The sequence below is a fragment of the Synechococcus sp. CCY 9618 genome, from assembly GCF_019038415.1.
GTDB lineage: Bacteria > Cyanobacteriota > Cyanobacteriia > PCC-6307 > Cyanobiaceae > Cyanobium.
Map to the genome: position 1 here is coordinate 1 of NZ_JAFKRG010000043.1, position 25614 is coordinate 25614.

The window sequence follows — 25614 nt, forward strand, 5'->3', positions numbered from 1 at the left end:
AGAGCAGCAGACCGGACCAGCCCACGAAAACGAAGCGGTCGCGCTTGAGCCAGTCGTCGAGGACGTCGAACCATCCACGCGTGGCCGGGGCGCGCCCCAGGGCGATCGTCATAAGGATGCCTTCATGAAGCTTTACAACGCGACTGTAAAAGATGAGAGCCGCTGCCGCGGCGGATCGTGCACGGGCCGGCGGCTGAATGAGCAGAAATGCTCAGCCGGTCCCGGTCGCCCCGCGATTCGTCAGAGTGGGCCCACTCTCCTGCCGCCCCCGGGCGACACGCCAGCCCCCCCCACCATGTACGTCGTCGAGATCTCCCTCCGGCTCAGCCCCATGCCCGTCGCCGTCCAGCGCAAGGAGCTGGAGGCGGCCCAGACCCTCTACGCAGAGGTGCGCCAGGCCCTGGAGAGCGGCCAGCCCAAGGTGCTGGAGCTGAGCTGCGAGAAGGATGAGCAGAAACGCATCAGCCTGCTCAGCGGCGAAATCCTGGCCGTGCAGATGTATGAGAAGTCAGCGGCGGCCGGCGGCGGCAAGCGGCCCGGTTTCAGCTTCGAGCCTTGACACCCTCCGCGGCGGCGGCGCCCCCCCTGTCCGTCGAGGGACTCCGCTTCGGCTGGGGCAAAGGGCCGCAGGCCCTGCAGGACTGCCGGCTGGAGATCCCGGGACCGGGTCTGTGGATGCTGGTGGGCAGCAACGGCAGCGGCAAGAGCACCCTGCTGCGGCTGATCGCCGGCCTGCTCACCCCGGAAGCGGGGCGCATCAGCTGCCCCTGCAAGCCGGCCCTGGTGTTCCAGAACCCCGACCACCAGTTGCTCCTGCCGAGCTGCGGCAGTGATCTGCAGCTCGCCCTCCCGGAAGACCTCAGTGCGGCGGAACGGGCGGAGCGGGTGGCCCGGGCCCTGGCCCAGGTGGGTCTGCCCGGGCTGGAGCGACGCCCCATCCACACCTTGAGCGGCGGCCAGAAGCAGCGGCTGGCGATCGCCGGAGCTCTGGCCAGCGCGGCAACCCTGCTGCTGCTCGACGAACCCACCGCCCTGCTGGATCCCGACAGCCAGAGGGAGGTGCTGGAGCTGATCCATCAGCTCTGCCACCGAAGCGACGCCCCCCTCACCGCCCTGTGGATCACCCATCGGCTCGAGGAACTGCGGCGCTGCGATGGCGCCGCCCGCATGGAGTCCGGCCGCATCGGGCCCTGGCAGAGCGGCGCCGCCCTTCGGCGCAGCCTGGCCCACTTGCCCGCCGGCGGCGCCGAAAGGTAAGCTCATCTGGCTCGGGGATCCGGCTTCAGGCGCGGAGTTTCGAGTGTTTTCCTCGGTAGCTCAGTGGTAGAGCGGTCGGCTGTTAACCGATTGGTCGCAGGTTCGAATCCCGCCCGGGGAGTTTTTCCTTTCAGCTTCGGGGACCAGCTTTCTGGTGCCGCTGGCCTTCGGCCAAGGCGCCGGGGTGGATTGGCGTTCCTGCCTGGGCCATGGCCCCTGACCGACTGGAGACCGGTCAGGAGGACGTGAAAAGGTTCAAAATGTCATACCTCGTAAGCTGTTGCGACTGCTTCGAAAGGCCCCTCTGAAGCCCCCCCGGCGCTCCGCAGAAGCCCCTTCCAAAGCACCACCCCAGAAGCAACGAAGACGCCCCGACGCCTGCCATGAAGCCCTGCATCCTGCTCATCGAAGACGACGGTGACATGCGTGAGCTCGTGGCCGGCCATCTCGAGCACGGTGGCTTCGACGTGCAGCGGGCGGAGGACGGCATCAAGGGCCAGGCCCTCGCCCTCCAGTACGGACCCGATGTGATCCTGCTGGACCTGATGCTGCCCAAGGTGGACGGACTCACCCTCTGCCAGAGGCTCCGTCGCGACGAGCGCACCGCCAAGATCCCCATCCTCATGCTCACCGCCCTGGGTGGCACCAAGGACAAGGTGAGCGGCTTCAACTCCGGAGCCGACGACTACCTCACCAAGCCCTTCGACCTCGAGGAGCTGATGGTGCGGGTCAAGGCCCTGCTGCGCCGCAGTGAACGGGCACCACTCTCCACCAAGCACAACGAGATCCTCAGCTACAGCTGCCTGACCCTGGTGCCGGAGCGCTTCGAGGCCATCTGGTTCGATGCGCCGGTTCGGCTCACCCACCTGGAATTCGAGCTCCTCCACTGCCTGCTCCAGCGTCACGGCCAGACGGTGGCTCCCTCCCTGATCCTCAAGGAGGTGTGGGGCTACGAACCGGACGACGACATCGAGACGATCCGGGTGCATGTGCGTCACCTGCGCACCAAGCTGGAGCCCGATCCCCGCAAACCCCGCTTCATCAAGACGGTCTACGGCGCGGGGTACTGCCTGGAACTCCCCGGCAGCGACCAGCTCGAACCCCTCACCACCCTGATCAACGAAGCCCGCGCCACCCGGCAGCAGGAACGGGCCGGCGGCACCGCGGTGGCCTGACGCCCCGCCTAAGCCCCCAGCTCCAGCAGGGCCACCTCCCAGGCCAGTCGCGGTTGCACATAGGCCAGCAACTGGCTGCGCAGCTGTTCGATCCGCCGCAGCGGGCCAGGCTCCCGGCATCGCCGCCAGAGCTGCCACTGCCACCAGTCGAGCAGCCAGAGCTGCTGCTCACCATCAAGGGACTCGCAGAGGTCCCGCGCCAGGGCCAGGGCCTCCATCGGCTCCCGTCCCAGGGCCAGCAGCCGCTCGGTGAGACCCTCCGGGAGCGCGCGCCAGAAACGCCGGTGGCGCAGCAGGGCGCCGGGGGAGCCGGCCGCCAGGTCCAGCAGTTCGGGGGGATCGCTGGAGGGAGCCTCTCCATCCGGCGGGAGCCGCTGCAGCACGTCCTGCACCAGGGCGGGGGAAAGACGCTGGAAAGGAATCGGCTGGCAGCGGGAACGGATCGTGGTCAGCAGCCGTTCGGGGGCTGCCGTGAGCAGGACGAGCAGGCCATGGCCGGGTTCCTCCAGGGTCTTGAGCAGGGCGTTGGCGGCTGCTTCGGCCATGGCTTCGGCGGCTTCCAGCACCACCAGGGAGCGATCCCCCTCGACGGGCCGACGACTGAGGAAGCGGGTCACCTCCCGCACCTGCTCCAGACGCAGCTGGGGGGGGCTGCGGCGGCTGACGCCTTGCTCCTCGGCCTCGGAGGCCTTTACCAGCCGGCCCTGGTGTGAATAGGTGGGCTCGACCCAGAGCAGGTCGGGGTGATTGCCCTGCTCCAGCCGTCGCCGCAGGGGCACCGAGCCGGCGATACCCCCGGCCAGCACCCCCTCAAGCAGGCGCAGGGCCGCCAGCCGGCGGCCCACCCCATCGGGCCCCACGAACAGATAGGCCGGCGCCAGCCGCTGTCGGAGGAGGGCGGCCGTGAGCAGCTTCACCGCCTGGGGTTGGCCGATCAGATCAGCGAACAGCTCAGCCATGGCCCTCCCGGGACGGGGCCCCGCCCAGCTGCGTGGCGATCAGCTCACGGCAGCGGGCGGTCACCTGCTCCCGGGGCAACCCCCCGTCCACCCGCTGCCAGCCGCGCTGCCGCGCCAGGGTGGCGAAGCCGTCGCTGACCCGCTGCAGAAAGGCGTCGCCGGCGGACTCGATCCTGTCGGCGGGCCGATCGCCGCGGCGGCGCAGCGAGCCCGCCAGAGGCAGGTCGAGCCAGAGGGTGAGATCCGCCTCCAGCCCAGCGGTGGCCAGGGTCTCGAGCTGGTGGATGGTGGCCAGGGACAGGCCGCGGCCGTAGCCCTGATAGGCCGCGGTGGAGCCGGTGAAACGGTCGCAGAGCACCCAGTCTCCGCTGGCCAGGGCAGGACGCAGGCACGCCTCCACGTGCTGGGCCCGGTCGGCGGCATAGAGCAGAAGTTCGCTGAGGCTGGACGGGGCCGCGTCCTCGGGCGGGCTCAGGAGCAGGGCACGCAGGGCACGGCCCAGGGCCGTGCCGCCCGGCTCCCGCGTCACCACCAGGCGGGCCCCCGGGCCCATCAGGCCGCTGGCGGGCAACCAGGCGCGCAGGGCCTCGATCTGGGTGGTCTTGCCGCAGCCATCGATGCCCTCCAGCACCAGAAAACGTCCGCTCATGGCGCCGGATCCGCCGGGGAACGCTGGAGCAGCAGGGCATTACCCACCACAGTGATGGAACTGAAGGCCATCAGCAGGGCCGCCAGCTCAGGCGAGAGGCGCAGGCCGAACCCCGGCAGCAGCACCCCGGCCGCGATCGGCAGCACGATCAGGTTGTAGCCGAAGGCCCAGGCCAGGTTCTGGCGCACCTTGGCCATGGTGCGGCGGGCGATCTCCAGGGCCCGCACGATGCCGTCGAGGTTCTCGCCCATCACCACCAGGGAGGCGCTCTCCTGGGCGATCTGGGTGCCCGTGCCGACGGCGATGCCGAGATCGGCGGCGGCCAGGGCCGGCGCGTCGTTGACTCCGTCGCCCACCATCGCCACGGCCCCCTGGCCATGGGCCTGCAGGATCCGTTCCAGCTTCTGCTCCGGCCGCAGTTCCCAGGCCAGTTCCTCTGGTTGCAGCCCCAGCCGGCGGCCCAGCAGCTGAACGCTGGCCCGGCGATCGCCGCTGAGCAGGCCCAGGCGCAACCCCTGTCGCCGCAGGCGGCTCACGGTCGCGGCGGCATCGCCGCGGGCCCGGTCCTCCACGGCCAGGAGCCCCAGCAACCGCCCCTCGCCGGCCACCGCGAGCACCGTGGCGCCGCCGGCTTCGAGCTCCTGCTGCAGGGTCTCCATGGCCGGATCCAGCGCCAGCCCGCACTGGTGCAACCAGGCCAGCCTGCCCACCCGGGCGGAGCTGTTGTCCTCGAGGTGGCCCTCCACCCCATCCCCCGGGATGGTCCTGGCGTCTGTGACGGGCAGCAGGGGCAGCCCCCGGCCCTGGGCCTCCTCGAGCAGGGCGTGGGCGAGGGGATGGCGGCTGTGCTGCTCCAGGCTGGCCGCCAGTTGCACCAGCCGGTTGGCCTGGTCCGCCGCCGCCGGACAGCCCGGGGGCGCTGCGGTGACCCTCACGGCCGTCACCACCGGCCGACCGATGGTGAGGGTGCCGGTCTTGTCGAAGAGCACTGCCCCCAGCCGCGCCGCGGTCTCGATCGCATCTCCGCCGCGGAACAGCAGCCCCGAGCGGGCCGCCAGGCCCGAACCCACGGTGATCGCCGTGGGGGTGGCCAGGCCCAGGGCGCAGGGGCAGGCCACCACCAGCACGGCGATGGCCAGCTGCAGACCCAGGGAGAAGGGTGTGGCTGGGCCGGAGCTGCCGCCATGGCCATGACCCCCGTGGCTCGCCGCGTCCGCAGCGACCAGCACCGTGGGCCAGTGCTGGCTGCCCCAGAGCCACCAGAACAGCAGCGTGGCCACCGCCAGGCCCAGCACCACCAGGGTGAAGCGCCCCGCGACCCGATCCGCCAGGCCCTGGATCGGGGCCTTGCGGGCCTGGGCCCGCTCCACCAGGTGCACGATGCGGGCGATGGCGCTTTCGGCGCCGCAGCGCCGTACCTCCAGCACCAGCGAGCCCTCGAGATTGAGCAGGCCGGCGGCCAGTTCGCTGCCCGGCTGCACCGCCCGGGGCAGGGGTTCGCCGGTGAGGGACGAGGCGTCGACGCAGGACGCCCCCTCCAGTACCACCGCGTCCACCGGCACCCGATCGCCGGGCAGGAGCCGCAGCCGGTCCCCCGGCCGCAGCCCCCCCACCCGGACCTGCCGGGGGGGGCCTTCGCCCAGCAGCAGCAGGGCGTGATCGGGCTGCAGGGCACTGAGTTCCTCGATCGCCCGGCCGGTGCGGTAACGGGCCCGCTCCTCAAGGAAACGGCCGGTGAGCACGAAGCCCAGCAGCATCACCGGCTCATTGAAGTAGCAGGGCCAGCCGCTGGCGGGCCAGAGCCAGCCCACCACGCTGGAGAGATAGGCACTGACCACCCCCAGCCCCACCAGGCTGTCCATGGCGGGCAGCCCGGCCAGGGCCGACCGCACACCCCGGAAGAGGATCGGCCGGCCCGGGAAGGCCAGGGCACCGGTGGCCACGAGGGCATGGAACCAGGGGGTACCCAGCAGGCTCCAGGGACCGCGCCAGGGCAGCTCCCCGGCATCGGCCAGGTGGCCCAGACCGGAGACGAGCAGCAGCAGCAGGGCCACCACCAGCTGGCGCCAGTGGCGCCACCAGTGCTGGGCCTGGCGGCGCTGCCACTCGCCGGCCTGGGCTTCCAGGCCCTGTGAGCGCGGCCTGGCCTGGAAGCCCAGGCCCTCGAGGCCGCTCAGCAGGGCAGGGAGCGGGTCCTCAGCGGCCGCTCCGGAACCGACGACCGGTGTCTCCAGGTCGACCCAGGCGGTGCGGGTGAGCAGGTTGACGCTGGCCTGACGCACCCCCGGGGTCTGCAGCAGCCGCTGCTCCACGGCGCGCACGCAGCCGCCGCACTTCATGCCCTCCACTTCGAGCAGCAGCGGCTCGACGGCGGCCTGGGAGGAGGGGGGGGTGCTGGCGATCACGCTGAGGGTTTCGGAGCAGACCCGGAACGGGGCCTCAGGCTAGGGACCCGCCACTGCTCCGCACTGGTGCGCCACTGCTGCGCCGCCCGTTCGCAGACCCTGCGCCCTCGCCTCCGGCCGCCCGAGGCAGGATGGGGGCACGATCCGGACCTGGACCCTTGCCCCGCTCGCAGCGCAACGACAACTTCATCGACAAGAGCTTCACGGTCATGGCCGACCTGATCGTCAAGCTTCTGCCGATCGATCCGAAGGCCAAGGAGGCGTACGTCTACTACCGGGATGGCCTCTCGGCCCAGAACGACGGCGATTACGCCGAGGCCCTGGAGAACTACGAGGAGGCCCTCAAGCTCGAGGAGAACAGCATCGACCGGGGCGAGATCCTCAAGAACATGGCGATCATCTTCATGAGCAACGGCGAGGAGCACAAGGCGCTCGACTACTACCGCCAGTCGCTGGACGCCAACAGCAACTCCCCCTCCTGCCTGAAGAACATGGGCCTGATCTACGAGAAGTGGGGCCGGCTGGCCGAGGAGAGCGGCGACCGGGACGCGGCGGACCGCTGGTTCGATGAAGCCGCCGTCCACTGGACCAAGGCGGTGCGGCTCTACCCGGGCGGTTACCTGGACATCGAGAACTGGCTCAAGTCCTCCGGCCGCAGCAACGTCGATGTTTATTTCTAGTCGGCGACGTCCTGCCAGGTCGTTCTAGTCGGCGGGGTTCACCCCCAGCCCCGCCACCAGGGCTTCCGCCACCGTCGCCGCCTCCAGCAGCTGCAGGCCCAGGCCGGCCGCCAGCGGCCCCAGGGCGCTGCCCCGGGGCACCACCGCCCGGGTGAAACCCAGCCGGGCGGCCTCCTGCAGGCGCAGCTCCAGCTGGCCCACCGGCCGCAGCTGGCCCCCCAGGCCCAGTTCCCCCAGCAGCACCGTGCCCGCCGGCAGGGTGAGGTCGCGGTAGCTGGCCACCACCGCCGCCGCCACCCCCAGGTCAGCCGCCGGCTCCTCCACCTCCAGGCCGCCGGCCACCGCCAGGTAGCAGTCGAACCGAGACAGGGGCAGACCCATGTGCTTCTCCAGCACGGCGAGGATCTGATGCAGGCGGTTGGTGCCGATGCCCGTGGCCGTGCGCCGCGGGCTGGCGTAGCTGGTGGTGCTCACCAGGGCCTGGATCTCCACCAGCAGCGAGCGGGTGCCCTCGCAGGCCACGATCGTGGCGGTACCCGGGCTTGGGCCGTCTCCGGCCAGGAACAGCTCGCTGGGGTTGTTCACCTCCACCAGCCCGGCCCCCTGCATCTCGAACACCCCCAGCTCATGGGTGGCGCCGAAGCGGTTCTTGACCGCCCGCAGCAGCCGGTGGCTGGCGAAGCGGTCCCCCTCGAAGGTGAGCACCGCGTCCACCAGGTGCTCCAGCACCTTGGGGCCCGCCAGCATGCCCTCCTTGGTGACGTGTCCCACCAGCACCAGGGCGGTGTGCTGGCGCTTGGCGATGCGCTGCAGGGCAGCGGCGCATTCCCGCACCTGGGACACCGAACCGGGAGCGCTGCCCAGCTCGCCGTCATGCAGGGCCTGGATGCTGTCGATGATCGCCACCGCCGGCCGCAGGGTCTCCAGCTCCTGCAGCACCAGCTCCAGGTCGGTCTCCGCCAGCAGTTGCAGACCCTCGCCCTCGCCTGCCGCGGGGCCGTCGTCCGCCAGGCGCCGCCAGCGCAGCTTCACCTGCTGGGCCGACTCCTCGGCGCTCACATAGAGCACGGCCGCCCGGGACGCCATGGCCCGGGCGCTCTGCAGCAGCAGGGTGCTCTTGCCGATGCCCGGATCGCCCCCCAGCAGCACCAGGGAGCCCGGCACGAGGCCGCCGCCCAGCACCCGGTCCAGCTCCCCGTAGCCGCTGGCCAGGCGCTGCAGGGGCTTCTCCCCCACGGCCTGGATCGGCTCGGAGCGGCGGGGCCGACCCGGGGCGGCGGCGCCGGCACCGTCCTCACCCCCGCCGCCGGCGACCGGACGGCGGCGGCGGCTGTCGACGCTCGCCTCGACCTGCTCGACCAGGGTGTTCCAGCCGCCGCAGCCGGCGCAGCGGCCAAAGAACTGCCGGGTCCTGGCGCCGCAGGCCTGGCAGACGAAGAAGGAGCTGGAACGGGCCAAGGCAAGGGCGCGGTGTGTATGAAGAAAGGTGGCGTTCGGTGAATTCGCGACCTTCCGGCCGGTTCAGTGGGTCGGAACCGTGTTGCATTCTCCGCGCCGCAATGACGGCCTCCCCCACCGCCAAGGAAACCATCCTCGTCGTCGATGACGAGGCAAGCATCCGCCGCATCCTGGAAACCCGCCTGTCGATGATCGGCTACCAGGTGGTCACCGCCAGCGATGGCGAGGAGGCCATTGAGGCCTTTCACCGTGTCCTGCCGGACCTGGTGGTGCTCGACGTGATGATGCCCAAGTTGGACGGCTACGGCGTCTGTCAGGAGCTGCGCAAGGAGTCCGACGTGCCGATCGTGATGCTCACCGCCCTCGGCGACGTGGCGGACCGCATCACGGGCCTGGAGCTCGGGGCCGACGACTACGTCGTCAAGCCCTTCAGCCCCAAGGAACTGGAGGCCCGCATCCGTTGCGTGCTGCGGCGGGTGGAGAAGGAGACCGGCGCCGGGATCCCCAACTCCGGCGTCATCCAGGTGGGCGATCTCCGCATCGACACCAACAAGCGGCAGGTGTACCGCGGCGATGAGCGCATCCGCCTCACCGGCATGGAGTTCAGCCTGCTGGAGCTGCTGGTGAGCCGCTCCGGAGAGCCCTTCAGCCGCGGCGAGATCCTCAAGGAGGTGTGGGGCTACACCCCCGAGCGTCACGTGGACACCCGGGTGGTGGATGTCCACATCTCCCGGCTGCGATCCAAACTGGAGGATGATCCGGCCAACCCCGAGCTGATCCTCACGGCGCGGGGCACCGGCTATCTGTTCCAGCGCATCGTTGAACCCGTTGCCACCGAAGGACCCTGAAGGCGGCAGCCGCGACAGCCGCCGCCTCATCTCCCAGCGCACCAAGCCCAACCGCACGATCCGGCGGCTGGTCATCTGGTATCGGCGCAACGCCGCCGTCACCAGCCTGGTGGGCACCGCCACAGCCACCGCAAGCGGGGCCGCCTCCGGGGCGGTGTCCGTGGCCGGCAGCATGGCCGGCTCCGTGCTCCAGCCCCTGGTCTTCGATCCCCTGCGACGGCTCCAGCAGGGAAGCGGCGGCATCGGCATCGATGATCGCGGGCGGCTCTGGGTGGCCGTGGACGGCATGGGCGGTGACCACGCCCCGGGACCGATCCTGGAGGGCTGCCTGCGGGCGGTGAGCCTGCTGCCCCTGCGCATCCGCTTCGTGGCCGAACCGGAGCCCCTGCGCCGGGCGGTGGCGGCGATGGGTCTGACCCAGGCGCTCGACGAGGCGGTGGAGCGGGGCCTGATCCAGCTGGTACCGAGCGGCCCCTCGGTGGGCATGAACGAGGAGGCCACCGTGGTGCGCCGCAAGCGCGACGCCAGCATCAACCTGGCCATGGACCTGGTCAAACGGGGCGAGGCCACCGCCGTGTACTCGGCAGGCAACTCCGGGGCCGTCATGGCCGCCGCCATCTTCCGCCTCGGCCGCCTGGCGGGCATCGACCGCCCGGCCATCGGCGCCCTGTTCCCCACCAAGGACCCCAGCCAGCAGGTGCTGGTGCTGGATGTGGGGGCCAACATGGACTGCAAGCCCGAATGGCTGCACCAGTTCGCCCTGCTCGGCAACATCTACAGCCGTGACGTGCTGCAGGTGCGGCGGCCCCGGGTCGGCCTGGTGAACATCGGCGAGGAGGAGTGCAAGGGCAACGACCTCTGCCTGCGCACCCACCCGCTGCTGGCGGGCGATGAACGCTTCGTGTTCGCCGGCAACTGCGAGGGGCGCGACATCCTTTCCGGCGACTTCGACGTGGTGGTCTGCGACGGCTTCACCGGCAACGTGCTGCTCAAGTTCCTGGAATCGGTGGGCAGTGTGCTGCTCGACGTGCTGCGGGCCGAGCTGCCCCGGGGCCGGCGCGGCAAGGTGGGTTCGGCCTTTCTGCGCAGCAACCTGGTGCGGATCAAGAAGCGCCTCGACCATGCCGAGCACGGCGGCGCCCTGCTGCTGGGGGTCGACGGCGTCTGCGTCATCGGCCATGGCAGCAGCCGGGCCCTGTCGGTGGTGAGCGCCCTGCGACTGGCCCACTCCGCCGCCAGCCACGGTGTGATGGACGACCTGCACGCCCTCGGGGAGGGGAGCGCCGGGGTGGCAACCACCTGTGGTTGACTGAGCCCACCTGTGAACCGAATGGGTGCCGCTCGGGGCAGACACCGCTGGGACCACGGCATCCTTCCGGGGCATGGCCCTGGTGGGCTGCGGCCGTGCCCTTCCTGTCGCCAGCATCCCTAACGAGCAGCTGAGCGAACGGGTCGAGACGAACGACGACTGGATCCGCAGCCGCACCGGCATCGGCGCCCGCCGGGTGGCCGGGCCGGGAGAGACCGTCACCAGCCTGGCCGCCGACGCCGCCCGAGCCGCCCTGGCCCACGCCGGCTGGGCCGCCGGGGAGGTGGATCTGATCCTGCTGGCCACCTCCAGTCCCGACGATCTGTTCGGCACGGCGCCGCGGGTGCAGGCGGCCCTGGGGGCCCACCGAGCCGTGGCCTTCGACCTCACTGCCGCCTGCAGCGGCTTCCTGTTCGCCCTGATCACCGCGGCCCAGTACATCCGCACGGGGGCGATGAGGCGGGTGCTGGTGATCGGCGCCGACCAGCTCAGCCGCTGGCTGGACTGGGACGACCGCCGCACCTGCGTGCTCTTCGGGGACGGCGCCGGGGCCGTCGCCGTGCAGGCCTGCGACCCCGACGAGGACGGGCTGCTGGGCTTCCGCATGCGCTCCGACGGCAGCCGCAACGCCTGCCTCACCCTGGCCCAGGTGACCGGGCACCGGCCACTGGTGGGGAGCCTCTCCTCCCAGACGGGAGGGTTCGCACCGATCTTCATGAACGGCCAGGAGGTCTACAAGTTCGCCGTGCGGGAGGTGCCCGCCGTGCTGGCAGAGCTGCTCGAGGGCACCGGCACGGACCCTGCTGCCGTGGACTGGCTGCTGCTGCACCAGGCCAACCAGCGCATCCTGGATGCGGTGGCCGACCGGTTCGCCATGCCCGCCGCCAAGGTGCTCAGCAACCTGGCCGCCTACGGCAACACCTCCGCCGCCACGATTCCGCTGATGCTCGATGAAGCGGTCCGGGACGGCCGGGTGGGCGCCGGCGACCTGATCGCCAGCAGCGGCTTCGGCGCCGGGCTGAGCTGGGGGGCGGCCCTGTTCCGCTGGAGCGGTCCGGGGGCGCCACCGGCCGAGGCCTAATCTCCTGCCGTTGAAGGGGGGCTCGCATGGCCATCGCCTGGGTGTTTCCGGGGCAGGGATCGCAGAAATCCGGCATGGCGGAGGGGGTCATGGCCCTGGCCGGGGCGCCCGAACGCTTCGCGAGGGCCTCGGAGCTGCTCGGCCGCGACCTGCTGGCCATCTGCGCCGGAGAGGGGACGACGGACGGGGAGGAGCCCGGCGACCTGAACGACACCCGCAACACCCAGCCGGCCCTGTTCGTGATCGAGAGCCTGCTGGTGGACGAACTGCACCGTCAGGGGCGCAGCGCCCAGCTGGTGGCGGGCCACAGCCTGGGCGAGCTGGTGGCGCTCTACGCCGCCGGCGTGTTCGACGCCGAGACCGGACTGGCCCTGATGAAGCGCCGCAGCGAGCTGATGGCCGCCGCCGGCGGCGGTGCCATGACCGCCGTGATGGGGTTCGACCGTGAGGAACTCGAGCATGTGGTGGCAGCCACCGAAGGTGTGGTGATCGCCAACGACAACAGCGCCGCCCAGGTGGTGCTCTCCGGCACCCCGGAGGGCGTGGCCAGCGTCAGCGCCACGCTGCGCTGCAAGCGGGCCATCCCCCTGGCCGTGTCGGGTGCCTTCCATTCCCCCTTCATGGCCGACGCCGCCGAGGCCTTCGCCGCCGAGCTGGAGGCGATCCCCTTCGCCGAGGCCCGGGTTCCCGTGCTTAGCAACGCCGATCCCCGGCCCGAGACCTCGGCCGCGGTGCTGAAGGAACGCCTGCGGCGGCAGATGACCATGGGCGTGCGCTGGCGGGAGACCATGGAGCAGTTGCAGAGCGCCGGCATCGGCACAGCGGTGGAGATCGGCCCCGGCAACGTGCTGAGCGGCCTGATCAAGCGCAGCTGCCCGGGGCTTGGCACGGCCCAGATCGCCGGCAGCGGCGACCTGGGCCTGTGAGGCGCCGACGCCGGCCCCCGGCCGACCCCCCGGCCCTGCTGAGCACGCCGAAGCCGAGCCTCACCTACCGGCTGATCAGCTACCTGCTGGTCTTCCCCATCTACCGGCTGCTGTTCCGGGGCCGCACCGCCGGCAACGCCAACGTGCCCCTCGAGGGAGCCGTGGTGGTGGTGGCCAACCACGGCTCCCACCTGGATCCCCCCCTGCTGGGCCATGCCCTGGGCCGCCCCGTGGCCTTCATGGCCAAGGCGGAGCTGTTCCGGGTGCCGCTGCTGGGGCCGATCATCCGCGCCTGCGGCGCCTACCCGGTGGAGCGGGGTGCCGGGGACCGGGAGGCGATCCGCACCGCCACCGACCGGCTGCTGCAGGGCTGGGCCACCGGCGTCTTTCTCGACGGCACCCGCCAGCAGGATGGCCGCGTCAACCAGCCCCAGCCCGGGGCGGCCCTGCTGGCGGCGCGGGCCGGCGTGCCCCTGCTGCCGGTGGCGATCATCAACAGCCACCGGGCCTTGGGGCCGGGGGGCAACGGGCCTCGGCTGGTGCCGATCCACATCCGCATCGGCACCCCGATCCCGCCGCCCGCCTCCCGGCGCCGGCCCGATCTGGACGCGGTGACCCGCGCCGCCCAGGACCAGATCAACCAGCTGCTCGACCTGGGCCCGATCAGCGAAACCCTGCTTTCTCCAGCCAGGGAGCGAGCCGGTCTTCCACCCAGGGCCTGATGTCACGGCCGCTCACCACCCAGAGCGCGGCCCGCACCCCATCCCCCCACAACCGCCGCCGCCCTTCGACGACGCAGAGGGGGCCGCAGGGGACCGGCACCGGGGTGAGATGGATGCCGCGGCTGCCGGCCACGATCCGTCCCACCAGCAGGGCCCGGTCCATGTGATCGGTGGAGGTGACCAGCAGGGCGTGGCGGATGCGGGCCTTGCGCAGGTCGTCGACCAGGGAGGTGAAATTGGAGACCGTGTCGCGGGCCCGGTAATCCAGCTGCACCTGGCGGGACGGCAGACCTTCCTTGTGCTGGAACAGCCAGTGGGCGTATTCCGGGTTGGTGCCGCCGGTCACCACCACCGGCAGGCCGTCGGAGCGGGCCAGGCGGGCGGCCGCCTCCTCCCGGGCCGCGTCGCCCCCCAGCACCAGGATCATCTGGGGCGGAGGCGGAGTGGGCCACCACCAGCCGCGGGAGAGCCACAGCAGGCCCAGCCCTGCCAGGCCGACGAGCACCAGCCGCCCCGGGAAGGACCGCCGCCGCCGGGCGGCCGGCGGCGGCGGTCGGCGGCCAGGGGAGGAAGGGGATGGGGCCCCTGGGGAGATCGGCCCGGCAGGGCGGCGGCGCCGCGGGCGACCACGACGGGTGCGGGGGCCGGGTCCGGGCCGACTCAGCATGGGAGCACCTCCACCGGGCTGGTGGGATAGAGAGGCAGCACTGGTTGCCAGGGGGCTGCCCGACCCCCAGCGGCGATCGCTTCGCTGATGGCGAGCAACTGGCGCACATCCTCGGGCAGCAGTGCCTGGGCGTTGCCCACCGGGAAGTCCGCCAGGTCCTCGACGGCGCGATGGAGCCGCGGAGCCTCCAGCTCAGCCACCCCGCCGGGCTGAGTCGGGTCGAGGCGATAGAGCCCCGCCACCACACCCCGCCGGGGCAGCTCCTGCATCAGCCAGAAGGGACCCGGCCCGGGGGGCTCCGGGCCAGTGATCCGTCGGCGGGCCACCAGCAGGAAACTGCTGACCCCATCAAGGGGCAGGTCGAGCTGCTGGGCAAGGGTGCGGGCGAGCACCACGGTCAGGCGGGTGCCGGTGAACCCTCCGGGGCCGGTGGCCACCGCCAGCCGGCCCAGGTCCGGCCAGGCGCTGGCGGGCAGCACCGATTCGAGGCACTCGAAGAGGCGGTTGGAGAGCGAACGGCCGAGGGGAAAGTGCTCGAGCCGCTCCGGCTGGGACGACCCGAGCCGCTGCAGCCCCACCCCGAGACTCTCACTGGAGCTGTGCAGGGCCAGCAGCCAACGGCCGGCCCCGGGACGCGGCGCCGTCATGTGGGCAGCGCCCCCTCGGGCCGCCAGCGCCGCCAGCGACCCGTATCGGAGCGGAAGTCGGAGCAGGCCCGCACATCCCACTCCACCCCGACGCCGCCCGTGCCTCCAAGGTCCCCGCGGCCATCCCCATCAAGGTCCATCACCTGCACATGGATACGGGGCTGCCGGGGCCTGAAGTCGGGATGGGAATTGAGGTGGGCGACGCCGTGCTGGCGCTCGACCGCGTGGTAGGCCTGACAGCGCTCGACCCAGTGGCAATCCACGCAGATGCACATGCCGCCACGGCCCAGCAGGGTACCCATTGTGGCGCGGGAGCCGGCGCGTCAAGCCGGGGAACTGTGGCGGGCCCTGGCGCCGGAGGGCTGGCCCCTGCCCCCTGGGCTGCTGCCGGCCGGCACCGCGCTGGTGGGAGGCGCGGTGCGGGATGGCCTGCTGGGCCGCCTGACACCGCACCCGGATCTGGACCTGGTGGTGCCCGTGGACGCCGTTGCCCTGGCCAGGGCCCTGGGCCGGAAACTCGGCGGCAGCTGCGTTGTGCTGGATCCGGAGCGCTCGATCGCCCGGCTGGTGCTGGCGGGGTGGACGATCGACCTGGCCCGCTGCGCCGGGGGCGACCTGGCGACCGACCTGGCCCGTCGCGACTTCACCGCCAACGCCATCGCCCTCCCCCTGCCGGCCGCGGTGCGGGCCGACGGCGACGGGGCGGCGGACCTGCGGCTGATCGACCCCTGCGGCGGCATGGGCGATCTGGCAGCGGGCCAGCTGGTGGCGATCAGCGAAGCCAACCTGCTCGACGATCCGCTGCGGCTGCTGCGGGGTGTGCGCCTGGCCAGCGAACTGGACTTCAGCATCGCTCCGGCCACCTGGGAGCTGATCCAGCGGCACCGGGAACGCATCAGCGCCGTGGCCGGTGAACGGGTGCTGGCGGAACTGGAACGGCTGGCCGCCTCCCCTGAGGGGCACCGGGGACTGGAGCGGGCCCTGGAGGCGGGGCTGCTCCAGCCCTGGGGGGCCGCCCTGGCAACCGCTGCCCCGCTGGCGCCCCTTGGCCCCGAGCGGCCCGAGGCCTGCGGCCTGACGCCCCAGGAGGCGACCTGGGCCCTGCCGCTGGCGCGCCTGGCTGCCGTTGCGGATGGCCCCAGCCTGGAGCGGTTACGGGCCAGCCGCCGCCTGCAGCAGCGCTGCCAGCGGCTGCGCTGCTGGCAGGGGCGGCTGCAGGCGGCGGCAGAGCGGACCGGCCAGAGCGGGCTGGACGCCCTGGCCGAGCCGGAACGGCTGCTGCTCCAGCGCCAGCTGGAGGACGACCTGCCCGCCCTGCTGCTGTCGCTGGAACCGCCACTGGCACAGCAGGCGCTGGATCGCTGGCGGGACCCGGCGGATCCCCTTTTCCACCCCCGCCCCCCCCTGGACGGACGTCGGCTGCAGCGGCTGCTTGCCATCAAGCCCGGCCCCAGGCTGGGCCGGCTGATCGATCACCTCACCGGCGAACGGGCCTTCGGGCGACTGGGCGATACGGCAGCGACCGACACAGCGGAAAAGGTCGAGGCGGGCGCGGTCGCAGAGGCCCGCCGCTGGCTGACCAGAGAGGCCGAAGGGCAGGAGATGGACCCGCGGCGTGATTAACTGCTGAATGCAATGGCGTGATCGCACCGCCTGCCAGATTTTTCCCTTTCCCGAGCCCCCTGCCATGAGCGTTCGTCTCTACGTCGGCAACCTGCCGCAAACCTTTGATGCCAAAGAGCTGGATGCGCTCTTCTCGAACGTGGGAGAGGGGGTTCGCTTCAAGGCCGTCAACGACAGAGAGACTGGCGCCTGCCGGGGCTTCGGCTTCGCCAACGTCGACGACCTGGCCCTGGCCGAAGCCGTCATCGCCCAGCTCAACGGCAAGGACTTCGGCGGCAGCACCCTGCGCATCGAGATCTCAGAGCAGCGCCGGGAGTCCCGCTCTGCCACAGGCGCCGACCGACGCCCCGGCGCCGCTCCGGCCGCAGCCCGCAAGAGTGTCAACAAGGTGGTCCATGCCGACGCCGTGGGCGAAGGGGGCCCGGATCCCCGCTGGGCCGGCGAACTGGCGAAACTGAAGAACCTGCTGGCCAACCAGAAGGCCGCCGTCTGAGGCTTTCCTCGGGCCCGCGCCTCCGGCGGCCCGATCCCATGAGCCCTTTCCCACCAGCTGGCGTCGCTGCCGTCTATCCAGCTCAGTGGCAGGGCCTATGGGACTGGCAGGGACTGTCGATCAGCTATGTGAGCAGCGGAGGCGGCAGTCCCGACCTCGACGATCAGGGCCCTGGGCAACGGACAGCTGCCACCACCGCCCAGCCCGCTCTTTTCATCCACGGTTTCGGCGCCTGCAAGGAGCACTGGCGCCACAACCTGGCCGAGCTCGGCGGGAGTCGTCCCTGCTATGCCCTCGACCTGGTGGGCTTCGGCGCCAGCAGCAAGCCCCCGTCGCGGCTCGATGGCGAACCGGAAGATGGCCTGGCCCTCCGCTACGGCATCGACCTGTGGGCCACGCAGGTGGCCACCTTCGCCAGGGAGGTGATCGGAACGCCGGTGCAGTTGGTGGGCAACTCCATCGGCGGTGTGGTGGCTCTGGCCGCGGCCATGCAGCTGGAACGGGAGGTGAGCCAGGTGATCCTGATCGACTGCGCCCAGCGCAGCCTGGATGACCGGCGGCTGGGCGAGCAGCCCCCCCTGGCCAGGATCGGCCGGCCGCTGCTGAAACAGCTGGTGCGGCAGCGGTGGCTCACCGCCCGCCTGTTCCGCTGGGTGGCCAGGGCGAGCGTTGTGCGTCGGATCCTCACTGTCGCCTATCCCTCGGGCGACGGCGTCAATGACGCCCTGGTCGACCTGCTGCTGACCCCGGCAAAAAGCCCCGGTGCCGTCGAGAGCTTTCGTGGCTTCATCAACCTCTTCCAGGATCGGCTGGCCCCGGACATGCTGGCCGAGCTGTCGATCCCTGTCCGGCTCCTGTGGGGCGAGGCTGATCCCTGGGAGCCCGTCGACGAGGCCCGTCGCTGGGAGCGTACCTTCAGCAGCGTTCGCGAGCTACGCGTTCTGAAGGGCCTGGGCCACTGCCCCCATGACGAGGATCCTCGTTCGGTGAATGCCGTACTGGAAGCGTGGCTAGCCAAGGCCGATCACCACTGAGGCAGATCACCACTGAGGCAGATCAGCCTGCGGCGGGCGCAGGCTGATCTGCCTCATCGCGCCTGGGCGATCACATAGGAGCAGGGAAGATCCAGCAGCTTGCCGACCCTGGGCACGAAGGCGCGGTGATTGAAGACATCGTAATCCAGCTGCTCGATGACATCAAGAATTCCCCGATACAATCTCAGAGATGCCCACACAGGCCAGCGCGCATCGGGTGCCAGCCAGCGCACCCCGGCCTCGGAGCGGGTGAACCACTCCCGGGCACGGCCCAACTGGAAGTGCATCAGGGCATGCCAGTTGTCATTGAGACGACCGGCCATCAGATCATCTTCCGAGTAACCGAAACGATCCAGGTCTTCCTGGGGGAGATAGATCCGGCCACGCCCCCGGTCTTCCCCCACATCCCGAAGAATGTTGGTCAGCTGATTGGCGATGCCAAGGGCGACGGCGGCCTCTGAGGTGTTGGGACGTTCGCTCCAGGGAGCGGAGGTGTAGGCGGCATCCACGCCCATCACCTCCTGAGTCATCAGTCCCACGGTGCCCGCGACCCGGTAGCAGTAGAGCTGCAGGTCGGCGAAGCTCGCATAGCGATGGCGCAGCACATCCATCCGCTGGCCCTCGATCATGTCGAGATAGGCCTGCAGGGGCTGGGGAAAGCGCTCGATGGTGTCCACCATCACCCGGTCGAAGCCATCGGTGGCCCTGCCGGCGAACAGGGCGCGGGTGCGCTCCTCCCAGGCATCGAGCCGTTCCAGCAACGCCGCCGAAGGAAGCGTCTGGGCCTGGGCACTGTCCATCAGTTCGTCGGTGCGCCGGCACCAGACATAGATGGCCCAGATCGCCCTCCGCTTGGCCGGGGGCAGGAGCATGGTGCCCAAATAGAACGTCTTGGCCCAGCGGGCCGTTTCGCGGCGGCAGGATTCGTAGGCCTCCTGAAGCTCGGAGGGGAGGGAGGCAGGCAGCGGGGCCAGCACACTCACACCGTCGCCAGGCTGGGGGCTGGGGTGGGACCTTCGCCACTGACGGACAGGTGGCCGTCCACGGCGGAGGCACAGAGTTTTCCGCTCAGCACCGCCCCCTCCATGGAGGCGAGGTAGCGCTGCATGGTGAAACAGCCCGCCAGGAAGAAATTGGGGATGGGTGAGGCCTGGGAGGGCCGCAGCTGCTGGCAACCCGGCACGGTCTTGTAGACGGAGAGCGGTGTCTTGACGACCACCGACTTGCGCAGCCGGGCTGGGGAATCACCGGTGAAGTGGATGGGAAAGAGCCGCTTCAGTTCCTCCAGGGTGGCCGCCACGATCTCCTCGTCAGGTCGGCCGATCCAGTCCTTGGCCGGCGCGAAGACCAGTTCGAGCATGGAGCGCTCCGGATCCTCGTATTCGCGACAGGTGTTGCTCATGTCGGCATAGACGCTGAGCAGGTCAGAACGGCTGAACAGCAGATGGTCGATGTCGGTGAGCTTGCGGTCGAACCAGAGATGGATGTTGATCACGGGGACCCCCCGCAGACCCTCCAGCTTGCTGAAGTAGGGAAGCTGCTTCCAAGGCTCCGGCAGCAGCAGCTTGAGCGGATCCACCGGCATGGCGCTGACATAGGCATCGGCCTGGATCTCACGCTCGGGCTGGCTCTTGATGCCGCCGATGCGGAATCCGGTGACGGCCCCATCCGCGTCGATGCGGATCTCCCTCAGAGGGGACTCCAGATGCACCTCACCCCCCCTGGCCTCGATGTAGTCGACCATCGGCTGGCAGAGACGTTCGGGAGGGTTTCCGTCGAGGAACGCCATCCGGGATCCGTCAGTCTCCTGGAGAAAGCGGTTGAGGGCCGTCAGTACCACCGTGCTGGAGATCTCCTCGGGGTTGATGAAATTCAGCGCCTTGCTCATGGCAAGAAAAACTTCATCATTGACTCGCTCGGGGATATTGTGAATGCGCAGCCATTCACTCCAGCTGTACTTGTCGCATTCCTCCACATACCCCTGCCCGCGCAGCATTGCCGGCACCAGGCCAAGACCGAAGGCGATCTTCTCGGGCCAGGTCAGCATGTCGTTGTTGCCGAGGATCGCCGCCACCCCGTTGATGGGAGCCGGCAAGTCCGGGAAATCGAACCGGCTGTAGGTGCCAGGCACCTCCTTCTGGTTGAAGATCATGGAATGGGACTTCCATTGCAGACGATCTTCGATATCAAGCTCAGCAAAGAGTTGGCGCATGTTGCGATAGGCGCCAAAAAAGATATGAAGGCCCGTTTCGTACCAGTCTCCATCGGCGTCCTGCCAGGCCGCCACCTTGCCGCCGAGCACGTCCCGGGCTTCGAGAACAATCGGTGTATGGCCGGCGTCACAGAGATATTTGGCGCAGGACAGGCCGGCCAGCCCTGCCCCGGCGATCGCAACGCGCATGTCGTACCCGAGATCAGCAGCAACCTTATCGGGCTCCCCGGGGCAGGGGAGAGCCGGGGGGGAGAGGAGCTGGGGCGATGGACCTGTGGGAGAGACAACAGAGGCGGCACCGGTTTCCTGCTCGGGCCTACCTAAAGTCGGATTGGCCCGCTTCGGTGCCATGCCCTCCTCCCATCCTCCGATCCCCAGGCCGCGACCATGGTCGACACGCTGCTCAAGTCCACCACCCGCCACATCCGGCTGTTCACGGCCCGGATTGAGAACGACGACCTCATCCCCGATCCCGATCAGCTGACCCTCGACATCGATCCAGACAACGAGTTCCTCTGGGACGACGCGGCCCTGGAGAAGGTGCGCGGCCAGTTCCGGGAGCTGGTGGCGGCCCAGGCCGGCCAGGACCTCACTGACTACAACCTGCGCCGCATCGGTTCGGAACTCGAAGGACTGGTGCGCCAGATGCTCCAGGCCGGGGAGCTGAGCTACAACCCCGAAGCTCGGGTGATGAACTACTCGATGGGCCTGCCGCGCAGCCCGGAAACCCTGTGACCCGTTCCCGCAGCAGCAACGGCCGTCCCGAGCCGAGGGGCTACGGCCCCCGCGCCGACCGCGCCGGTGATCCCTATGCCGACCGTTACGAGCGGGGGACCGACCGCTTCGCCACCGGCTACGGCCGCGGGGCCGAGCGCACCTCTGCCCGCAGCGACGACCCTCGCTCCGGAGCGCAGGGGCGCCGGGGCGGCGGTGGCGGTGGCAGGCCCCCCTCCGGCCCCGGCGGCGGACCTCCAGGGGGAGGGCCCAACATCCAGCTCAACGTGGCCACGGTCGCCGTGCTGGCTGGCGTCCTGGTGGTGGGCATCGGCATCGGCAGCGCCGTCACCAGCACCACCCAGGGCAACCAGGGCAACATCGCCAGCGCCCAGCAGCTGGACATGGCGGTGCCCGACCCGGAGTTCTGCAAGCAATGGGGAGCCAGTGCCTTCGTGATGGACATCGAGCTGTACACCACAATGAATCCCAGCAGCAGCTTCGTGACCCAGCCCACCCTCCAGCCCGGCTGCGTGATCCGCAGGGAGAACTGGTCGGTGCTGCAGAAGGAGGGGGCCGTGACGGCTGAGCAGATGCGCCAGTGCAAGCAGCGGATGAATACCTTCGCCTACATCGGTTCGGTGCGCGACAAGCCGGTGGTGCGCTGCGTCTACCAGACCGACATCAGTGGCAACAAGTTCCAGACCCGTGGCATCGCCGGCGCCGCCGATGACGCCGTCGGCCTCACCCCGGAGGCCGACCAGTTCTGATCGGGGCGGTGCCGCTCAGGCCTGCACCTGGCGCAGAGGGCTGTCCGGGCTGGCGAACACCGGCAGCACCTCCCGCCGGAAGGCATCGGAGGCGCGGGAGCAGTAGCGGGCGGGATGGGTGATCAGCTTGAGCTGGCGGCGCACCATCAGGTCGGCCACCTGGGGCCGGTGCAGGGTGCCGGCGGCCAGCTCCCGCTCGATCGACACCACCGGCAGGAACGCCGCCCCCAGGCCGGCCTGGACGGCATTCTTGATCGCTTCGAAGGAGTTGAGCTCCATCTCGATCTTGAGCCGCTGCACGTCGAGCTTGGAGCGGCTCAGCAGCTGATCCACCATCTTGCGGGTGGTGGACTGGGCATCGAGGCAGACGAAGCCGAGCCGGTACAGATCCTCCTTGGTGAGCTCGGGCAGCCGGGACAGGGGGTGCTTGGGGGGCAGCACCAGGGCCAGCTCGTCGTTGGCGTAGGGCACCACCTGCAGCAGGTCGTTGAGATCGGCCGGCAGTTCCCCGCCGATGATCGCCAGGTCGATCTGGCCGTTGGCCACGCTCCAGCCGGTGCGGCGGGTGCTGTGCACCTGCAGCTGCACCGCCACATCGGGGTACTTCTGGCGGAACAGGCCGATCATCCGGGGCATCAGGTACGTGCCCGTGGTCTGGCTGGCACCCACCACCAGGGAACCGCCGCGCAGGTTGTGGAGATCGTCGAGGGCACGGCAGGCCTCCTGGCACTGGCTCAGGATCCGGTCGCAGTAGCTGAGCAGGAGGTGGCCCGCCTCGGTGAGCTGGGCCTTGCGGCCGCCGCGGTCGAACAGGGAGACATCGAGCTGCTTCTCCAGGTTCTGGATCTGCAGACTCACCGCCGGCTGGGTGACGTAGAGGCTGTCGGCCGCCTTCTTGAAGCTGCCCTCGCTGGCGATGGCCCGCAGGATGCGGAGCTGGTCGAGGGTGAAAGGCAGATCTGCCATGGGTCGGGGAGGCCTCAGAGGGACCGTTGGCCGGATCCGGCAGGCCGTGCGGAACTCTAGGGGTCCCGCCCGATCGCCAGAATCCTGCGGATACATCCGCCATCGCCCCCGCGCCCCGATGCCCTCGTTGACGCTGATCCCGCAGGGCCCCCAGCACAGCAGCCTGGTGATGCTGGCCCTGCTGGTGGTCTTCGCCCTGATCCACAGCGGCGGCGCCTCCCTGAGGGTGTGGGGTGAGGAGCGGATCGGAGCCCGGGCCTGGCGGCTGCTGTTCGCCGGCCTGAGCATTCCCTCGGCGGTGCTGGTGGTGGGGTACTTCCTGGCCCATCGCTACGACGGGGTGCGGCTCTGGAATCTCCAGGACCAGCCCTGGATCGTGCCGGTGGTCTGGACCGGCACGGCGATCAGCTTTCTGTTCCTTTATCCGGCCACCTACAACCTGCTGGAGATCCCTGCCGTTCTGAAGCCCCGGGTGCGGCTCTACGCCACCGGCATCATCCGGGTGAGTCGCCATCCCCAGGCGGTGGGCCAGGTGCTGTGGTGTGCCACCCACCTGCTCTGGATCGGCACCAGCTTCACCGCCGTGGCCTGCGTGGGGCTGATCGGCCACCACCTGTTCGCCGTCTGGAACGGCGACCGCCGGCTGCTCCACCGGTTCGGCGCCGCCTTCGAGGAGCTGCGGGCCAGCACCTCGGTGCTGCCGTTCGCCGCCGTGCTGGACGGCCGCCAGAAACTGGTGGTGGAGGAATTCCTTCGACCCTCCCAGCTGGGCATCGCCATCGCCATCGGCGTGTTCTGGTGGGCCCACCGCTGGATCGGCCTGGGGGCCACGGCCTTCTCCCGCACCGCCCTGGCCCACTGGCTGGGGTAAGGAGGCCGTCGGGCCGCCGGGGACGGTGGGCAGGCCCCCACAGAGCCGGGGCCGCTTGGGCGAGCCTGCCTACACTCGCCCCAACAGAGCCCTCAGGATGCCCACCGCCTCCGAACTTGCCTGGCTGATTCCGGTGCTGCCCCTGCTGGGGGCCTGCCTCACCGGCCTGGGGCTGATCACCTTCAACCGCACCGTCAACCGCCTGCGCAAGCCGGTGGCCCTGTTTCTGATCACCACGGTGGGCATGGCCGCGGTGCTCAGCTTCGCGATCCTGGCCGAGCAGCTGGCGGGGGCCAGCGGCACCGAGGTGCTGTTCGACTGGGCGGGTGCCGGCACGTTCCACCTGCAGATGGGCTTCCGGGTGGATGCCCTGGGGGCGGTGATGCTCTCGCTGGTCACCACCATCGCCCTGCTGGTGATGGTCTATTCCGATGGCTACATGGCCCACGACAAGGGCTATGTGCGCTTCTTCACCTACCTGGCCCTGTTCAGCAGTTCGATGCTGGGGCTGGTGATCAGCCCCAACCTGCTCGAGATCTACGTGTTCTGGGAGCTGGTGGGCATGTGCTCCTACCTGCTGGTGGGCTTCTGGTACGACCGGGACGCCGCCGCCAACGCGGCCCAGAAGGCGTTCGTGGTCAACCGGGTCGGCGACTTCGGCCTGTTGCTCGGCATCCTCGGCCTGTTCTGGGCCACCGGCAGCTTCGCCTTCGAGGAGATCGGCGAGCGACTCGCGGCGGCGGTGGCCGGCGGCGGCCTGCCCACCGGGGTGGCCGTGCTGCTCTGCCTGCTGGTTTTCATGGGGCCGATGGCCAAGTCGGCCCAGTTCCCCCTGCACGTCTGGCTTCCCGATGCCATGGAGGGCCCCACCCCGATCTCCGCCCTGATCCACGCGGCCACCATGGTGGCCGCTGGCGTCTTCCTGGTGGCCAGGCTGCAGCCGGTGTATGAGCCCTTCCCGCTGGTGCAGGCGGTGATCGCCGTGATCGGCACGATCACCCTGTTCCTGGGAGCCTCCATCGCCCTCACCCAGATGGACCTGAAGAAAGGGCTGGCTTACAGCACCGTCTCCCAGCTGGGCTACATGATGCTGGCCATGGGCTGCGGCGCCCCGGTGGCGGGCATGTTCCACCTGGTCACCCACGCCTTCTTCAAGGCGATGCTGTTCCTGGGCTCCGGTTCGGTGATCCACGCCATGGAGGAGGTGGTGGGCCACGAGCCGGTGCTGGCCCAGGACATGCGCCTGATGGGCGGCCTGCGCAAATTCATGCCCGTCACCTCCGCCACCTTCCTGGTGGGCTGCGTGGCCATCAGCGGCATTCCGCCCCTGGCGGGCTTCTGGAGCAAGGACGAGATCCTCGGCCAGGCCTTCAACAGCTTTCCGCTGCTCTGGGCCATGGGCTTCATCACCGCCGGGATGACGGCCTTCTACATGTTCCGGCTCTATTTCCTCACCTTCGAGGGCCCCTTCCGCGGCCAGGACGCCGCCATCCGCTCCCAGCTGCTGACCGCAGCAGGCAAGGTGTCAGCCGAGGGCTCCGAGGAGGGTCACGCCGGCCATGCCAGCCATCCCCATGAATCGGGCTGGCAGATGGCCGCACCCCTGGTGGTGCTGGCGGTGCCGTCGGTGCTGATCGGCCTGCTGGGCACCCCCTGGAACAGCCGTTTCGGCAACCTCGTGGATCCCGCCGAGGCCGCCGAGGTGGCCGAGCATTTCCACTGGAGCGAATTCCTGCCCCTGGCCGGCGCCTCGGTGGCCATCTCCAGCCTGGGCATCGGCATTGCGGTGCTGGCCTATGCCCTGCACCGCATCGATCTGGCCACCGCCGTGGCAGGTCGCTTTCCGACCATCAATCGCTTCCTCGCCAACAAGTGGTACCTGGATGCCATCAACGACAAGCTGTTCGTCCAGGGCAGCCGCCGGCTGGCCCGACAGGTGCTCGATGTGGATTCCAAGGTGGTGGACGGCGTGGTCAACCTCACCGGCCTGCTCACCCTGGGCAGCGGCGAGGGTCTCAAATACTTCGAGACCGGCCGCGTGCAGTTCTATGCCCTGATCGTGTTCGGCGGTGTGATCGGTCTGGTGCTGCTGTTCGGCGCCTTCGGTTGAGGCGCTCCCTCCAGACCGTTCGATGATGGAGAGGCCCG

At 70.1% G+C, this 25614-nt stretch carries 26 protein-coding genes, 1 tRNA gene and 1 pseudogene; 17 read left to right on the forward strand and 11 right to left on the reverse strand.

Going from position 1 to position 25614, the window contains the following annotated elements; all coding sequences use genetic code 11:
* Positions 1–112 (reverse strand): annotated as a pseudogene (locus KUG41_RS10295) (photosystem II D2 protein (photosystem q(a) protein)); the annotation flags it as partial.
* A gap of 183 nt (positions 113–295) precedes the next feature.
* Here KUG41_RS10295 and KUG41_RS10300 point away from each other — a divergent pair.
* The 4 genes from KUG41_RS10300 (at position 296) to KUG41_RS10315 (ending at position 2432) form a co-directional block, all read left to right on the forward strand.
* On the forward strand, positions 296–559 hold the full coding sequence (locus tag KUG41_RS10300) for a hypothetical protein (protein WP_216903857.1): 264 nt from the start codon (positions 296–298) through the stop codon (positions 557–559).
* Positions 556–1257 (forward strand): ABC transporter ATP-binding protein, encoded by a 702-nt coding sequence (locus KUG41_RS10305; RefSeq protein WP_216903859.1) that lies wholly within the window; start codon positions 556–558, stop codon positions 1255–1257. Before KUG41_RS10300 ends, KUG41_RS10305 begins: the two co-directional genes overlap by 4 nt.
* Positions 1258–1306: 49 nt before the next feature.
* Positions 1307–1378, forward strand: a tRNA-Asn gene (locus KUG41_RS10310).
* 262 nt (positions 1379–1640) lie between these two features.
* Positions 1641–2432: a response regulator transcription factor gene (locus KUG41_RS10315; protein ID WP_216903860.1), complete on the forward strand. Its 792-nt coding sequence runs from the start codon at positions 1641–1643 to the stop codon at positions 2430–2432.
* Positions 2433–2440: 8 nt separating this feature from the next.
* Here KUG41_RS10315 and KUG41_RS10320 read toward each other — a convergent pair whose 3' ends face one another.
* The 3 genes from KUG41_RS10320 to KUG41_RS10330 are packed head-to-tail and all read right to left on the reverse strand — an operon-like array spanning position 2441 to position 6379.
* On the reverse strand, positions 2441–3391 hold the full coding sequence (locus KUG41_RS10320) for a DNA polymerase III subunit delta' (RefSeq protein WP_216903862.1): 951 nt from the start codon (positions 3389–3391) through the stop codon (positions 2441–2443).
* Complete coding sequence (tmk, locus tag KUG41_RS10325; protein ID WP_216903864.1) at positions 3384–4040, reverse strand: dTMP kinase; 657 nt, start codon at positions 4038–4040, stop codon at positions 3384–3386. Before tmk ends, KUG41_RS10320 begins: the two co-directional genes overlap by 8 nt.
* Positions 4037–6379, reverse strand: coding sequence for a cation-translocating P-type ATPase (locus KUG41_RS10330; RefSeq protein ID WP_216904023.1), 2343 nt, complete (start codon positions 6377–6379; stop codon positions 4037–4039). The genes tmk and KUG41_RS10330 overlap by 4 nt, the downstream gene beginning before the upstream one ends.
* Before the next feature lie 224 nt (positions 6380–6603).
* On the opposite strand from KUG41_RS10330, the gene KUG41_RS10335 reads away from it, so the two are divergent.
* Positions 6604–7125, forward strand: a complete 522-nt coding sequence (locus KUG41_RS10335; protein ID WP_216903866.1) for a photosystem I assembly protein Ycf3 — start codon at positions 6604–6606, stop codon at positions 7123–7125.
* 24 nt (positions 7126–7149) lie between these two features.
* Here the strand turns inward: KUG41_RS10335 and radA are convergent, their stop codons facing one another.
* A complete protein-coding gene (gene radA, locus KUG41_RS10340) occupies positions 7150–8583 on the reverse strand; it encodes a DNA repair protein RadA (RefSeq protein ID WP_216903868.1) in 1434 nt (477 codons plus the stop codon).
* Positions 8584–8684: 101 nt separating this feature from the next.
* Here radA and rpaB point away from each other — a divergent pair, with 101 nt between their 5' ends.
* The 5 genes from rpaB (at position 8685) to KUG41_RS10365 (ending at position 13469) form a co-directional block, all read left to right on the forward strand.
* Positions 8685–9431: a response regulator transcription factor RpaB gene (gene rpaB / locus KUG41_RS10345; RefSeq protein WP_216903870.1), complete on the forward strand. Its 747-nt coding sequence runs from the start codon at positions 8685–8687 to the stop codon at positions 9429–9431.
* Positions 9412–10740, forward strand: a complete 1329-nt coding sequence (gene plsX, locus KUG41_RS10350) for a phosphate acyltransferase PlsX (RefSeq protein ID WP_216903872.1) — start codon at positions 9412–9414, stop codon at positions 10738–10740. Before rpaB ends, plsX begins: the two co-directional genes overlap by 20 nt.
* Positions 10741–10813: 73 nt before the next feature.
* Positions 10814–11821, forward strand: a complete 1008-nt coding sequence (locus tag KUG41_RS10355) for a beta-ketoacyl-ACP synthase III (protein ID WP_216904025.1) — start codon at positions 10814–10816, stop codon at positions 11819–11821.
* Positions 11822–11847: 26 nt separating this feature from the next.
* The gene (gene fabD, locus KUG41_RS10360) at positions 11848–12747 is read left to right on the forward strand and encodes an ACP S-malonyltransferase (protein ID WP_216903874.1); all 900 of its coding nucleotides are present in this window, start codon (positions 11848–11850) and stop codon (positions 12745–12747) included.
* A complete protein-coding gene (locus tag KUG41_RS10365; protein WP_216903876.1) occupies positions 12744–13469 on the forward strand; it encodes a lysophospholipid acyltransferase family protein in 726 nt (241 codons plus the stop codon). Before fabD ends, KUG41_RS10365 begins: the two co-directional genes overlap by 4 nt.
* Here the strand turns inward: KUG41_RS10365 and KUG41_RS10370 are convergent.
* The 3 genes from KUG41_RS10370 to KUG41_RS10380 are packed head-to-tail and all read right to left on the reverse strand — an operon-like array spanning position 13411 to position 15058.
* Positions 13411–14136 (reverse strand): YdcF family protein, encoded by a 726-nt coding sequence (locus KUG41_RS10370; protein ID WP_254217118.1) that lies wholly within the window; start codon positions 14134–14136, stop codon positions 13411–13413. The genes KUG41_RS10365 and KUG41_RS10370 overlap by 59 nt on opposite strands.
* A complete protein-coding gene (tsaB, locus tag KUG41_RS10375) occupies positions 14130–14783 on the reverse strand; it encodes a tRNA (adenosine(37)-N6)-threonylcarbamoyltransferase complex dimerization subunit type 1 TsaB (RefSeq protein WP_216903878.1) in 654 nt (217 codons plus the stop codon). The genes KUG41_RS10370 and tsaB overlap by 7 nt, the downstream gene beginning before the upstream one ends.
* Entirely contained in the window at positions 14780–15058 is a 279-nt protein-coding gene (locus KUG41_RS10380; RefSeq protein ID WP_216903880.1) for a Ycf34 family protein, read from the reverse strand. Before KUG41_RS10380 ends, tsaB begins: the two co-directional genes overlap by 4 nt.
* Before the next feature lie 28 nt (positions 15059–15086).
* Here KUG41_RS10380 and KUG41_RS10385 point away from each other — a divergent pair, with 28 nt between their 5' ends.
* The 3 genes from KUG41_RS10385 (at position 15087) to KUG41_RS10395 (ending at position 17933) form a co-directional block, all read left to right on the forward strand.
* Complete coding sequence (locus tag KUG41_RS10385) at positions 15087–16406, forward strand: CCA tRNA nucleotidyltransferase (protein WP_371734112.1); 1320 nt, start codon at positions 15087–15089, stop codon at positions 16404–16406.
* 64 nt (positions 16407–16470) lie between these two features.
* Positions 16471–16899, forward strand: a complete 429-nt coding sequence (locus tag KUG41_RS10390) for an RNA-binding protein (RefSeq protein WP_216903884.1) — start codon at positions 16471–16473, stop codon at positions 16897–16899.
* A 38-nt stretch (positions 16900–16937) separates the two neighbouring features.
* The gene (locus KUG41_RS10395; protein WP_216903886.1) at positions 16938–17933 is read left to right on the forward strand and encodes an alpha/beta fold hydrolase; all 996 of its coding nucleotides are present in this window, start codon (positions 16938–16940) and stop codon (positions 17931–17933) included.
* Between the two features lie 53 nt (positions 17934–17986).
* On the opposite strand, the gene KUG41_RS10400 is transcribed toward KUG41_RS10395, so the two are convergent.
* Positions 17987–18916, reverse strand: a complete 930-nt coding sequence (locus tag KUG41_RS10400) for a phytoene synthase (protein ID WP_216903888.1) — start codon at positions 18914–18916, stop codon at positions 17987–17989.
* Complete coding sequence (pds, locus tag KUG41_RS10405; protein ID WP_216903890.1) at positions 18913–20334, reverse strand: 15-cis-phytoene desaturase; 1422 nt, start codon at positions 20332–20334, stop codon at positions 18913–18915. Before pds ends, KUG41_RS10400 begins: the two co-directional genes overlap by 4 nt.
* Positions 20335–20532: 198 nt before the next feature.
* Between pds and KUG41_RS10410 the strand changes: the two genes are divergently transcribed.
* Together KUG41_RS10410 and KUG41_RS10415 are read left to right on the forward strand one after the other, a co-directional pair.
* Positions 20533–20880 (forward strand): NAD(P)H-quinone oxidoreductase subunit M, encoded by a 348-nt coding sequence (locus KUG41_RS10410; RefSeq protein WP_216903892.1) that lies wholly within the window; start codon positions 20533–20535, stop codon positions 20878–20880.
* Positions 20877–21629: a DUF3172 domain-containing protein gene (locus tag KUG41_RS10415; protein WP_216903894.1), complete on the forward strand. Its 753-nt coding sequence runs from the start codon at positions 20877–20879 to the stop codon at positions 21627–21629. The genes KUG41_RS10410 and KUG41_RS10415 overlap by 4 nt, the downstream gene beginning before the upstream one ends.
* A 15-nt stretch (positions 21630–21644) precedes the next feature.
* Here the strand turns inward: KUG41_RS10415 and KUG41_RS10420 are convergent, their stop codons facing one another.
* Positions 21645–22595 carry a LysR family transcriptional regulator gene (locus tag KUG41_RS10420; protein ID WP_216903896.1) on the reverse strand — a complete coding sequence of 317 codons (951 nt, stop codon included), beginning with the start codon at positions 22593–22595 and terminating at the stop codon, positions 21645–21647.
* Between the two features lie 118 nt (positions 22596–22713).
* Between KUG41_RS10420 and KUG41_RS10425 the strand changes: the two genes are divergently transcribed.
* Together KUG41_RS10425 and KUG41_RS10430 are read left to right on the forward strand one after the other, a co-directional pair.
* Positions 22714–23466 (forward strand): NnrU family protein, encoded by a 753-nt coding sequence (locus KUG41_RS10425; RefSeq protein ID WP_216903898.1) that lies wholly within the window; start codon positions 22714–22716, stop codon positions 23464–23466.
* 97 nt (positions 23467–23563) lie between these two features.
* Positions 23564–25576, forward strand: a complete 2013-nt coding sequence (locus tag KUG41_RS10430; RefSeq protein ID WP_216903900.1) for an NAD(P)H-quinone oxidoreductase subunit 5 — start codon at positions 23564–23566, stop codon at positions 25574–25576.
* The last annotated feature ends 38 nt before the right edge of the window (positions 25577–25614 follow it).